This window comes from Pseudomonas poae RE*1-1-14 (assembly GCF_000336465.1).
GTDB lineage: Bacteria > Pseudomonadota > Gammaproteobacteria > Pseudomonadales > Pseudomonadaceae > Aquipseudomonas > Aquipseudomonas poae.
In genome coordinates this window covers 3,072,184-3,084,100 of record NC_020209.1, presented here as the reverse complement: position 1 = coordinate 3,084,100, position 11,917 = coordinate 3,072,184, and the positions used below count along the sequence as shown (strand labels likewise).

Below are 11,917 nucleotides of genomic sequence, written 5' to 3'. Positions count from 1 at the left end.
CATGTTGCCGTTCTGGATCGCCCTGCAATTTCTGAGCAGCCTGCCGATTCGCTTGCCGGGCATGCCGCAACCCCGGGAACTGGGGCGGTCGTTGCTGTTTTATCCACTGGTGGGCGTGCTGTTCGGGCTGCTGCTGTGGGGGCTCAACAACGTGTTGATGGGCGCGCCGTTGTTGCTGCACGCCGCGCTGTTGTTGACCGCGTGGGTGCTGCTCAGTGGTGGGCTGCACCTGGACGGTCTGGCGGACAGTGCGGATGCCTGGCTAGGTGGCTTCGGCGACCGCGAGCGCACGCTCAGCATCATGAAAGACCCGCGCAGCGGGCCGATTGCCGTGGTGACCCTGGGCCTGGTGTTGCTGCTCAAGTTCGCGGCTCTGGTGGCCTTGATCGAACAGCACAACGGCGCGGCCTTGATCCTGGCGCCGCTGATCGGACGCGCCTCGATGCTGGCGCTGTTCCTCACCACGCGCTACGTGCGGGCAGGGGGATTGGGCCAGGCTTTGTCAGATTATTTACCGCGCGTGGTGGGCCAGCAGGTGCTGATTCTCAGCGGCCTGGCGTGCCTGCTGATCGGCGGTTTCAGCGGCGGCATCGCCGTGTTGCTGGCTGCACTGTGCTTTGTCGGCCTGCGCCGGCTGATGGTCAAGCGGCTCGGCGGCACCACCGGCGATACGGCCGGCGCCGTGCTGGAGCTGCTGGAAGTCGCGGTACTGGTCGGGCTGGCGTTGTAACACTTTCTTGCATTTGCTCAATCGCGGGTATATACACGCTCCATGCTTGCCTCTCAATGTTTATGCATCAACCTGCGTCGCGCCGCTCGTGGCGTCAGCAGGCACTACGACGGCGCCCTCGACGGCTTCGGCATCAACGTTGCCCAATATTCGCTGCTGTGCAACCTGCAGCGGTTGGATCAGCCGAGCATTTCCAGTTTGGCGGACGCCATGGGCCTTGATCGCAGCACCCTGGGGCGCAATCTGCGGGTGCTGGAATGCGAAGGCCTGGTGCAGTTGGTCGAGGGTAGCGACCTGCGAAATCGCCTGGTGATGTTGACCGAAGCCGGTGCAGAACGGCTGGCTGCCGCTTTGCCGGCGTGGGAAGCGGCGCAGCAGAAACTGATTGACCGACTGGGCGCCGACAAGCGCGAAACCCTGTTGGCCTTGCTGGACGAACTCGCCTGAAGGCGGGTGCGTTCGATGACAAGCGGGTATATACCCGCGAGCGGAGAATAAGAAATGAATTCGATGTGGCGCACCAGTGGCTGGGTGCTTGTGGGGAGTGCACTGATCCTGGCGTTGTCGTTGGGCGTGCGACACGGCTTTGGTCTGTTTTTGTCGCCAATGAGTGCCGAATTCGGCTGGGGTCGCGAGACTTTCGCCTTCGCCATTGCCCTTCAGAACTTGATCTGGGGCTTGGCGCAGCCGTTCACCGGGGCCCTGGCTGACCGTTTCGGTGCGACCAAAACCGTGTTTGTCGGTGGCGTTCTTTACGCCGTGGGCCTGGTGTTGATGGGCTTGTCCGATTCGGCGTGGTCACTGTCGGTGAGTGCCGGCCTGTTGATCGGCATCGGTCTGTCCGGCACGTCGTTTTCGGTGATTCTCGGTGTGGTAGGGCGCGCGGTGGCCCCGGAAAAACGCAGCATGGCCATGGGCATTGCCAGCGCCGCCGGGTCTTTTGGCCAATTCGCCATGGTGCCGGGCACCTTGGGGCTGATCAGCTGGCTGGGTTGGTCGGCCGCGCTATTGGCGCTGGGCTTGATGGTGGCGCTGATTCTGCCGCTGGTCAGCATGCTCAAGGACAAGCCGCTGCCGGTACTGGCCGGCCAGCAGACCCTGCGTGAAGCGTTGCGGGAAGCCTGCTCCCACTCCGGGTTCTGGTTGCTGGCGTTCGGCTTCTTTGTCTGCGGTTTCCAGGTGGTGTTCATTGGCGTGCATTTGCCCGCTTATCTGGTGGACCAGCATCTGCCGGCCACGGTGGGCACCACCGTGCTGGCGTTGATCGGCCTGTTCAATATCTTCGGCACCTACACCGCCGGCTGGCTCGGCGGGCGCATGTCCAAGCCGCGCCTGCTCACGGGGTTGTACCTGTTGCGGGCGGTGGTGATTGCGTTGTTCCTGTGGGCACCGGTGACCCAGGTCAGCGCCTACGTGTTCGGCATGGCCATGGGGTTCCTGTGGTTGTCCACCGTGCCGCTGACCAACGGCACGGTCGCGACGCTGTTCGGTGTGAGAAACCTCTCCATGCTCGGTGGCATCGTGTTCCTGTTTCACCAGATCGGCTCGTTCCTCGGCGGCTGGTTGGGCGGGGTGGTCTATGATCATACCGGCAACTACGATTTGATCTGGCAGGTGGCAATTGTGCTGAGCCTGATCGCTGCAGGCCTGAACTGGCCGGTGCGCGAGCGGCCGGTGGCGAGGCTGCAGGCACAGATGGAGGCAGCATGAGCGGGACAGCAAGGTCGTTGATGATTGTCGCCGGCATCATCCTGTTGCTGATGGCCTGGTGGGGCTGGCAACGTGGCGGATTGGCGTTGATGCAGCTGGGCATGTCGATCTGTTAAGTTCGGTCTCTGAATTCTTCATAGGATATTTCGACATGCACATGCGCTGGCTTGCAGTTCCCGTATTGATGGCGGCTTTTGGCGGTGTGGCGATGGCGGCCGAATGCCCGCCGCTGCTCGAAGGGCAGTTGCCCAAGTTGCGTGCGAAAGAATCCATTGATCTGTGCCAGCGTTTTGCCGGCAAACCGTTGCTGATCGTCAACACCGCGAGCTTCTGCGGGTTCGCGCCGCAATTCAAAGGCCTTGAAGCCTTGTACCAACGTTACAAGGATCAAGGGCTGGAAGTGCTCGGCGTGCCGTCCGATGACTTCAAGCAGGAGGCCAAGACCGGCGAGGAGACCGCCAAGGTCTGCTATGTGAATTACGGCGTGACGTTCACCATGACCGAGCCGCAGCCGGTCAGGGGCGCGGACGCGGTGCACCTGTTCAAGGTGTTGGCGCAGCAGAGCAACGCGCCCAAATGGAATTTCTACAAGTACGTGGTGGACCGCCAGGGCAAGGTGATTGCCGACTTTTCCAGCCTCACCAAGCCGGACAGCCCGGAGCTGATCGAGGCGGTGGAAAAGGCAATCGCTTCCAAACCCTGATCGACGCCCATTGAAAAGCCCCGCCTCCCTTGCAGGAGAGCGGGGCTTTTTTATACCGCTGTGAATCAGAAGCGGTAGGTCATGCCCAGGCCGAAACCATTGGCACTGTTTTCATACTTGGCGTTGTAGCTGGCCAATTGGTTGGCGCGTGAAACCTTGACGTCCTCTTCCTTCAGGTAGGAGTAGGCGACGTCGACGGTCATGTTCGGCATCACTTCGTAGCCCAGGCCCAGGCTGAATATGGTGCGGTCGCCAGTCGGGATGCGCGGCGAGCGATCCGTGTTGTTGGTCGGCGACTGGTCGAACGTCAGGCCGGTACGCAGTACCACCTGTTTGGTCAGCTGGTACGAAGTACCCAGGGCGTAGGCCCAGGTATCGTGCCAGTTCTGGTCTTCCTTGATGGTGCTCACCAGGGCTGGTGCCAATGCACCGCCGGTAGCGCCGCTCACGCCTTTGTTTTCGACGGTGATGTCTTTCAGACGGCTCCAACGGGTCCAGCTGGCGCCCGCGTAGAGTTTCCAGGCATCAGTCAGGTCCTGGGTGACCGACAGGTCGTAGGACTCAGGGGTGTCGATCTTCAGCGACGCATCGTAGCGATTGCTGCGCAGGAACGGTGAGGTCGCGGTCGGTGCGGTGATTTCGGTGTGGCCATCAAGCTTGTAGCTGACCTTGGAGTGATAGGTCAGGCCGACACGGGTGGTATCGGTGGCTTGAACCAGCACGCCGACGTTGAAGCCCAGTGCGGTGTCGTCACCCTTGATCTTGATATTGGTGTCCGGCGCGGCAGGGTTGAGCGTCAGGTCCGATTCCAGGGTACCGGCGATGCGGTTGATGGTCGGGCCAAAACCTACGGAAACGCGATCATTGAAGGCGTAGCTGACGGTAGGCTGCAACGTGATGACTTTTACTTCGCTTTTGCTGCCAAAGCCACGGCCCTGGAAGCCGCTTTCGTAATCGGTCACCAGGCCGAACGGAGCATAAACGCCGAAGCCGACTGCCCATTGATCGTTTAGTTTATTGGTGTAGAAACCGAAAGGAACGCCAGTGAAAGGCACCATATCGCCTTTGTTGCTGCCGCGTGAGCGGCCACTTACGTCGCTGATATCGGTGGAGGCGTCGATGGCTGCAGCGCCACCGGTGACCTGTTGGCCTTGCAGGCGCGCCATGCCGGCAGGGTTGCCGTAGACAGTGCTTGCATCATCGGCAGAAGAGGAACGACCTGCGAAACCCGTACCCATCCCGCTGACGCTCTGTTCGTTCAGCGCAAAGCCGCTTGCGAACAGTTGGGAGGAGGCCATGGCAACGGCGAAGCTAAGTGTGGTCTTGAGCATTACTTTTTTCATTATTAGAACTCCGTGGTGATCACCGTTGCGGAAAGTATCAATAAATTTAACATCGCGCTATAGGCTGTAATACAGGAGATAGAGCGGTTTTGTAGGACAATCCGACCATAATTCCCGTTATTTGACGCATCTTGCAAATTGCCCGGTGGGCGGGCCTCATGATTCATGGGTGAAACACCGGTTTACCGGGCGTTGAGCAAAGTGCGCAGTGCGCGTTGCCCATGAAATATTTATTTTCAGATACGTGTCATCTGTCGAGCAGACTCGCTCACGCTTCAACCTGCGAGGAGGGTCGACGAAGCCCGAGCACGGAGGGCTTGGCAGCAATGGATCGAAGCTCAGGCTCGTCGAAAGCGGATCATGCCGCTCGAGTTGAAGTGTAGTGTGATATTTGTGATGTAAAAGGCTGTTTTTAAAACATCTTCTTTATTCAGTTATAACGGTTATATCTATTTGAGCTGAGGAATACATAGAGGAGTACAAATCGCGGACAATAAAAAACCCTGTTTTTCAGACAGGGTTTTTGTGTTTCAGCGACTCGGGTCGATCAGGCAACCAATGCCTGACGGGTACGCTCGATCACGGCCTGCAGCGGTTCTGCGCTGGAGTATTGATCGGGGTACAGGCGTTCGCTGTGACGCGCGATGCCGTGTTCGTTGACCAGCGTGAAGCTGAAGCAGCCTTTGCGAGCGGCCATGATCAGGCAGTTCATTGGGGCAAAAGCGTTGGTGAGGGTGCGGATGGCATCCTGAGTGTGGATTTGAGCGTTCATATTATGGGTGTTCCTACAAATGACACGGTTTAAGAACCGTGCAACGTTAAAACGTTCCAGTAACGTTGATCACCATTGATCAAACGAAGAACCTGACTGGAACAAAGCCGCCAGTTTGAAGCGCTGATAATCAAGGCGCGCTTGGGCTGGCAGGTAGGTACTTAGGAGGGCAGGCAACACAACAAGGGCAAAGGTTCTGGGCCCGGGGTGAAGATCCTGATCAATCTGCAGGGTGGTTCGGTCAGAGCATTGAAGCTTCGCGACACCCTTTGCTTGTTCAAAGGCTGTGTCGTCGCAAGCGATACCTGGAAACCATCTAGGTGGTCGATCCCGCGTTGTTCAGGGGATTTCTTCGACCAGAATTGACTTTCAGCTTGGTACTAACGCCGCGGATAGTAACGGATCGAAATCCCAAAAGAAAGTGTGTCGGCAAAAAAACTTCATTCAGCCGCCAAGCAGCCCGCGATAGACCAGCACCGTAATCGCTGCCGCCAATGAACAGCCCAGCGCGTAGGTGGCCAGGGTCAGTCGCAGTGATTGGCCTGTTTCGACCACCTTCATCACGTCCCCCATGTCGTTGATCCGGCCTTCACCCAGCTCAATGCACAGGCTCACCGCCGTAAACGCGGCAGACAGCAGGATAGCAATGGCGAACAGTGCGCCGTCGGGGGAGGGCAGCGCCGCATTGATGCCCAGGGATGTTGCGCAGATGGCCAATAACAACACGGCGAATAACAGCATTCCTTTCATGTATCCGTATACCGATGCGCTGCCAGGTGGGGCAGTGTGGCGACCGGAACGGCATTTGAAAAGTCCCGGCTTTGCACCTTCGGTAACATTTGCGCCGGTTGACGAATCAAAAAAACACACTCATATAGCCGGCTGATTGCCACTTGTGCACATTGGTTGCAGCGTGTGTCGCTCTTCCCCTGCTTGCGCTCCGAAGCCGCCATTTGCCTGCAATGAAAATTTAAGTCAATGAAAAACATCGCTTTTTTTTATTGGTGAAAAAATCGTCAGTTTGACTGCGGCCCCCGTTCCATGGGGCTTTGCGCAGGTTAAAGCACGGTTGTCCACTGAGTTATCCACAGCTTCTGTGGATTGTCCCAAGCGCTTGCTCTAGCACGGGCGTGCAGGTTTATTTCAGCTTTACCTGAACGAAAAAAAGAGTAGAGTGGCGCGCCTTCCGATCTGTCCCACAGTGCTTTATGAAGTTTCGCTCAGTATCATCTTCTGTTACCGATACCTCCCAGACTGTTACCGCGCCCAAGCGTTTTTCCCTTAAAGTCGCCTTGTGGCTGCTCGACAGCCCGCGCCTGGGGCACCACGCCAACGTCAAGCACTTTGCCGGGCGCTTGCTCAAACAGCCGGCCCGCGAAGGGGTGGTGGCCGCGCAGAGTCGCCTGGGTCAACTCATGTGCCGCGAATGCGGGAATGCCCGAGACCGGCGCATCGGCCACGACCTGCTGCGCCTGGCCGCTCGCGCCGGTGACCGCCGTGCCCTGCGCGAATTGGGCCAGGTCGAAGACTGAGCTGTCCTCCTGCCCTGCGCTTGGTTAACCTTGGTCTTTTTCGGTGACGGCAAACATGGTTATGGCTTTTGACTGGACCAGCCTCGCGCTGGGCCTTGCAGGCGCGGCGGTGCCGTTATTGGCGCTGTGCTGGCAGCTTCAGCGGCGCCTGACCGCGCGCACCACCGGCTGGGAACTGCTCGAAGAACGACTGGCCACCGCGCAACTGGCTCAGGAAGGGCTTGCCGCCCAGTTGGACGCCAGCCGCGATGAGATCAGCGACCTGAGCCATGCCAATGCGGCCAAGCAGGCTGATCTCGCGGCCTTGCGGCGCGAGGTCGAACTGCTGCAGATCGACCGCGACAATGCGCGCGATGCCGCCCACGCCTGGAACCTCGAGCGCAGCGCCAATGAAACCGAACTGCGCCGCCTGGACGCTCTGGCGGCCGCGTTGCGCGCCGAGCTGCGCGAGCAGCAGGACAGCCACCAGCAACGCCTCACCGACCTGCAAGGTTCACGGGATGAACTGCGTGCGCAATTCGCTGAGCTGGCGGGGAAAATCTTCGATGAGCGCGAGCAGCGCTTCGCCGAGACCAGCCAGGAACGCCTCGGCCAGTTGCTCGATCCGCTCAAGGAGCGCATCCAGTCCTTCGAAAAGCGCGTCGAAGAAAGCTATCAGAATGAAGCCCGTGAACGTTTCTCCCTGGCCAAGGAGCTTGAACGCCTGCAGCAACTGAACCTGCGCCTGTCGGACGAAGCCACCAACCTGACCCGCGCCCTCAAGGGCCAGAAAACCCAGGGCAACTGGGGCGAGTTGATTCTTGAACGGGTGCTGGAACATGCCGGCTTGGAGAAGGGCCGCGAGTACCAGACACAGGTCAGCCTCAAAGGCCCGGACGGTGAGCGCTTCCAGCCCGATGTGCTGATCATGTTGCCCGGTGACAAGCAGGTGGTGGTCGACTCCAAGGTCAGCCTGACCGCCTATCAGCAGTACGTGGCGGCGGATGACGAGGGGATCGGCCAGGCCGCGCTGAAGCAGCACGTGCTGTCCCTGCGCAATCACGTCAAAGGCTTGGCCGGCAAGGATTACAAGCGTCTGGAAGGCTTGCACAGTCTGGATTTCGTGCTGCTCTTCGTCCCCATCGAGGCGGCTTTTTCGGCGGCTTTGCAGGCCGAACCCAACCTGTTCCAGGAAGCGTTCGACCGCCATATCGTGATCGTCAGCCCCACCACGTTGCTCGCCACCTTGCGCGTGATCGACAGCCTGTGGAAGCAGGAGCGTCAAAGCCAGAACGCGCGGGAGATCGCCGAACGCGCCGGTTGGCTGTACGACAAGTTCGTGTTGTTTATTCAAGACCTGGATGAAGTGGGCAACCGTCTGCAGCAGTTGGATAAGGCTTACAGCGCAGCGCGCAACAAGCTTACGGATGGACGCGGAAACCTGGTCAGCCGCACCGAACAGTTAAGGCTGCTCGGCGCCCGCGCCAGCAAAAGCCTGCCGGCCGATTTGCTCGAACGCGCAATGACCGACGCCGACGGCGTGGCGCACCTTCCTGAATAAAAACGCAGCCCCCTCCACATGTTGACCGAGTGAAGCGGGCTTACAGCGGCAAGTGCCGGCTTAACAGTGCCCGCAGCGCCGCAGGTTTTACCGGCTTGGCCAGGTAATCCAGCCCCGCTGCGTGCACCTCGGCCACTGTTTCCGCACGGCCATCGGCGCTGATCACCACGCCGGGAATCGGCTCGGCCAATTGCGCACGTAACCACCCCATCAGCTCGGTGCCGGTTTCGCCGTGGTCCAGGTGATAGTCCACCAGCACCAGTTGTGGACGTACGCCGTCGGCGAGCAAGGCGGCGCATTGCGCCTGGTCGGCGGCGGTCCATACGTCGCAGCCCCAACGGGTCAGCAGGCTGCGCATCCCCATCAGGATGCTGTCTTCGTTGTCCACGCACAGCACCCGCGCACCGCTCAGCGGTTGACCGGTTTCCGGCGGGGGCTTGAGCGACGGGCTGGCTTGATCGCGCGCCAATGGCACGCGCACGCTGAACACACTGCCTTTGCCCGGCCAGGAGCGCACGCTCAGACGGTGGCCCAGCACTCGGCACAAGCCGTCGGCAATCGCCAGGCCCAGTCCCAGGCCTTTTTCGGCGCGGGTCTGGTGGCTGTCCAGGCGCTTGAATTCCTCGAAAATGACCTTCTGTTTATCCAGCGGAATGCCCGGGCCACGGTCCCACACCTCCAGGCATAATTCGCCACGACGCCGGCGTACGCCCAGCAGCACCGGTCCTTCGGCATAACGGAAGGCGTTGGTCAGAAAGTTCTGCAAAATCCGCCGCAGCAGCTTGATGTCACTGTCGACTCGCAGACGGCTGCCACGCAGACGAAAGCGCAGGCCTTGCTCCTGGGCCAGCGCCTTGAACTCGGCGCCGAGGGTGTCGAACAGTTCGTTCAGCGCAAACGGCTGACGCTGCGGATTGATCTTGCCGTTCTCCAGGCGCGAAATATCCAGCAGGTCGCTGATCAGGTCTTCAGCCGAACGCAGCGAACTGTCCAGGTGCTGCACCAGTTGCCGGGCGTCACTCGACAGGCCGTCGTGCTGATGGGAAAGGGCAGCGGAGAACAGACGTGCGGCGTTCAAAGGTTGCATCAAGTCATGGCTCACCGCCGCGAGAAAGCGGGTTTTCGACTGGCTGGCGGACTCGGCCACACCCTTGGCGTCGGTCAGTGCCAGATTGAGCTGGGACAGTTCATGTGTGCGCTCGGTCACCCGTTGTTCCAGGCCTTCATTGGCCTCGGTGAGTGCCTGCTCCGCTTCGCGAAACGCGGTAATGTCGGTGAAACTCATGACAAAGCCACCGCCCGGCATCGGATTGCCGATCAGCTCGATCACCCGGCCATTGGGAAACAGACGCTCGGAGGTGTGCGCGCGGCCCTGGCGCATCCAGTGAAGGCGTCGCGCTACATGCACCTCGGCCTCGCCCGGCCCGCACAGGCCGCGTTCGGCGTTGTAGCGAATGATGTCGGCAATCGGCCTGCCCACGCTGATCAGCCCGTCCGGGTAGTTGAACAGCTCCAAATAACGGCGGTTCCAGGCCACCAGCTTGAGGGACTGGTCAACCACGCTGATGCCCTGGGTGATGTTCTCGATGGCGCCTTGCAACAGCGCCCGGTTGAACTGCAGCACTTCCGAGGCTTCGTCGGCGATTCGGACGACGTCCTCAAGCTGCATTTCCCGACCTTCAATGGCCGCTTTCACCACCGCCCGCGTCGACGAGGCGCCGAGTACGCCGGCCAGCAGGCGTTCGGTGTGGGCGATCCAGTCGTTGTCGGCATTCTGGTTGGGGTTGAAGCCTTTGCCCTGGCGATAGGCGAAGCGGATGAAGCTCTGCTGCGCGCGTTCCTCACCGACAAAGCGCGCCGCCAGGCTGAGCAGGTCGCTGATCTGCACCGACAGCATCGAGCGGGCGCCCGCACGCTGGCTGGTCTCCTGGCCGATAAAGCGGCCGGCCTGCCAGTGCTCGGAAACGCGCGTGCGCGACAGCATCGACACCCACACGAACAAGGTGAAGTTGCCTGCCAGGGAAAACACCGTACCGAGGGTCAGCGAGGTAACGGACAACCCCAGCGGGTGCGAATGCAGCCAGGTCATGCCGGGGAAAAGGCTGAAGGACCAGCCGAGACTTTTCGCGGTCACCGGTAGCACCAGGGTGTAGAACCACAGGAACGTGCCTGCCGCGAGGCCTGCAAACACGCCCCGTCGATTGGCCTGCTTCCAGTACAGCGCGCCGAGCATGGCGGGGGCCAGTTGGGTCACCGCGGCAAAGGCGATCTGGCCGATGGTGGCCAGGCTGGCGGTGGAGCCCAGCAGCCGATAGCTGACATAGGCCAGCAGCAGGATGATCACAATGCTGACCCGGCGCACCGAGAGCATCCAGTGGCGGAACACTTCGAACGGCCGCTCGGCGCTGGAGCGGCGCAGCAGCCAGGGCAGCAGCATGTCGTTGGAGACCATGGTCGACAGCGCGATGCTGGCCACGATCACCATGCCGGTGGCCGCCGAGGCGCCGCCGATAAACGCCAATACTGCCAGTGCCGGATGAGCTTCGGCCAGGGGCAGGCTGATCACGTAGGAGTCAGGCAGCACCGAGCCGGGCAGCAGCATTTTGCCGCCCAGGGCAATCGGCACCACAAACAGTGCTGCGAGGATCAGGTACGCCGGAAACACCCACTTGGCCAGACGCAGGTCCTGTGGATCAATGTTCTCGACCACCGTGACGTGGAACTGCCGCGGCAGGCAGATGATCGCCATCATGGCGACGCCCGTCTGTACCACCATCGACGGCCAATTGATGGTCTCTTTCCAGTATTCCTCCAGTCGGGGTGCGAGCATCGCCTGGCTGAACAGGTCGTCGAAACCGTCGTACAGGCCGTAGGTCACAAACGCGCCGACCGCGAGAAATGCGAACAGCTTGACCAGCGATTCAAATGCAATCGCCAGCACCATGCCGCGATGGTGTTCGGTGGCGTCAAGGTTGCGGGTGCCGAAAACAATGGTGAACAGCGCCAGCACCAGCGATACCACCAGCGCCGTGTCCTGTGCGCGGGTGCCGGTGGTGTCGGCGCCAGAGCCAATCAAGAGATTGACCCCAAGCACGATGCCTTTGAGTTGCAGGGCAATATACGGCAGCACGCCGACCAGGCAGATCAACGCCACCACCACGGCCAGCGACTGGGATTTGCCGTAGCGGGCGGCGATAAAGTCGGCGATGGAGGTGATGTTTTCCTGCTTGCTGATCAGCACCATCTTTTGCAGCACCCAGGGTGCCAGTACCAGCAACAGCACCGGGCCCAGGTAGATCGGGATGAATGCCCAGAGTTGTTCGGCGGCCTGGCCGACGGCGCCGAAGAATGTCCAGCTGGTGCAATACACCGCCAGCGACAGGCTATACACCCAGGCGCGCACTCGCGGTGGCAATGGCGCGCGGCGGCGGTCACCGTAAAAGGCGATGGCAAACATAATGGCCATATAGGCCAGGGCAACGGCGGCGATCAGCCCGCTGGACAGCGTCATGTTAACTCCGAGCACAGGAACACCCAGGCAGACCCGGCCCGGTGGGACAGTCTCGCATGATGCAGGGTGTTAGTCA

10 protein-coding genes are annotated in these 11,917 nt (G+C 60.6%); 6 read left to right on the top strand and 4 right to left on the bottom strand.

Going from position 1 to position 11,917, the window contains the following annotated elements:
• Position 1 precedes the first annotated feature (1 nt).
• The 4 genes from H045_RS13275 (at position 2) to H045_RS13260 (ending at position 3,143) form a co-directional block, all read left to right on the top strand.
• Complete coding sequence (locus tag H045_RS13275) at positions 2 to 730, top strand: adenosylcobinamide-GDP ribazoletransferase (RefSeq protein ID WP_015372607.1); 729 nt, start codon at positions 2 to 4, stop codon at positions 728 to 730.
• 42 nt (positions 731 to 772) lie between these two features.
• Complete coding sequence (locus tag H045_RS13270) at positions 773 to 1,177, top strand: MarR family winged helix-turn-helix transcriptional regulator (protein ID WP_003238800.1); 405 nt, start codon at positions 773 to 775, stop codon at positions 1,175 to 1,177.
• Between the two features lie 54 nt (positions 1,178 to 1,231).
• A complete protein-coding gene (locus tag H045_RS13265; RefSeq protein WP_015372606.1) occupies positions 1,232 to 2,440 on the top strand; it encodes an MFS transporter in 1,209 nt (402 codons plus the stop codon).
• A gap of 151 nt (positions 2,441 to 2,591) precedes the next feature.
• Positions 2,592 to 3,143, top strand: coding sequence for a glutathione peroxidase (locus H045_RS13260; RefSeq protein WP_015372605.1), 552 nt, complete (start codon positions 2,592 to 2,594; stop codon positions 3,141 to 3,143).
• Between the two features lie 65 nt (positions 3,144 to 3,208).
• Here the strand turns inward: H045_RS13260 and H045_RS13255 are convergent, their stop codons facing one another.
• The 3 genes from H045_RS13255 to H045_RS13245 form a co-directional block, all read right to left on the bottom strand.
• Complete coding sequence (locus tag H045_RS13255; protein ID WP_003238791.1) at positions 3,209 to 4,486, bottom strand: OmpP1/FadL family transporter; 1,278 nt, start codon at positions 4,484 to 4,486, stop codon at positions 3,209 to 3,211.
• 547 nt (positions 4,487 to 5,033) lie between these two features.
• Positions 5,034 to 5,258: a hypothetical protein gene (locus H045_RS13250; protein WP_003175353.1), complete on the bottom strand. Its 225-nt coding sequence runs from the start codon at positions 5,256 to 5,258 to the stop codon at positions 5,034 to 5,036.
• A 444-nt stretch (positions 5,259 to 5,702) separates the two neighbouring features.
• Positions 5,703 to 6,008 (bottom strand): hypothetical protein, encoded by a 306-nt coding sequence (locus H045_RS13245; RefSeq protein WP_032871631.1) that lies wholly within the window; start codon positions 6,006 to 6,008, stop codon positions 5,703 to 5,705.
• Between the two features lie 458 nt (positions 6,009 to 6,466).
• Here H045_RS13245 and H045_RS13240 point away from each other — a divergent pair, with 458 nt between their 5' ends.
• Positions 6,467 to 6,790 (top strand): SEL1-like repeat protein, encoded by a 324-nt coding sequence (locus H045_RS13240; protein WP_032871629.1) that lies wholly within the window; start codon positions 6,467 to 6,469, stop codon positions 6,788 to 6,790.
• Positions 6,791 to 6,965: 175 nt separating this feature from the next.
• Positions 6,966 to 8,330: a DNA recombination protein RmuC gene (locus tag H045_RS13235; protein ID WP_176717693.1), complete on the top strand. Its 1,365-nt coding sequence runs from the start codon at positions 6,966 to 6,968 to the stop codon at positions 8,328 to 8,330.
• 40 nt (positions 8,331 to 8,370) lie between these two features.
• Here H045_RS13235 and H045_RS13230 read toward each other — a convergent pair whose 3' ends face one another.
• Complete coding sequence (locus H045_RS13230; RefSeq protein WP_015372603.1) at positions 8,371 to 11,841, bottom strand: hybrid sensor histidine kinase/response regulator; 3,471 nt, start codon at positions 11,839 to 11,841, stop codon at positions 8,371 to 8,373.
• Positions 11,842 to 11,917: the final 76 nt, after the last annotated feature.

Bases quoted from the DNA above. Each gene is read 5' to 3' on its own strand.
- H045_RS13255 (WP_003238791.1), bottom strand. From the start codon at position 4,486: ATGAAAAAAGTAATGCTCAAGACCACACTTAGCTTCGCCGTTGCCATG.
- H045_RS13260 (WP_015372605.1), top strand. From the start codon at position 2,592: ATGCACATGCGCTGGCTTGCAGTTCCCGTATTGATGGCGGCTTTTGGC.
- H045_RS13250 (WP_003175353.1), bottom strand. From the start codon at position 5,258: ATGAACGCTCAAATCCACACTCAGGATGCCATCCGCACCCTCACCAAC.
- H045_RS13245 (WP_032871631.1), bottom strand. From the start codon at position 6,008: ATGAAAGGAATGCTGTTATTCGCCGTGTTGTTATTGGCCATCTGCGCA.
- H045_RS13240 (WP_032871629.1), top strand. From the start codon at position 6,467: ATGAAGTTTCGCTCAGTATCATCTTCTGTTACCGATACCTCCCAGACT.
- H045_RS13230 (WP_015372603.1), bottom strand. From the start codon at position 11,841: ATGACGCTGTCCAGCGGGCTGATCGCCGCCGTTGCCCTGGCCTATATG.
- H045_RS13265 (WP_015372606.1), top strand. From the start codon at position 1,232: ATGAATTCGATGTGGCGCACCAGTGGCTGGGTGCTTGTGGGGAGTGCA.
- H045_RS13270 (WP_003238800.1), top strand. From the start codon at position 773: ATGCTTGCCTCTCAATGTTTATGCATCAACCTGCGTCGCGCCGCTCGT.
- H045_RS13275 (WP_015372607.1), top strand. From the start codon at position 2: ATGTTGCCGTTCTGGATCGCCCTGCAATTTCTGAGCAGCCTGCCGATT.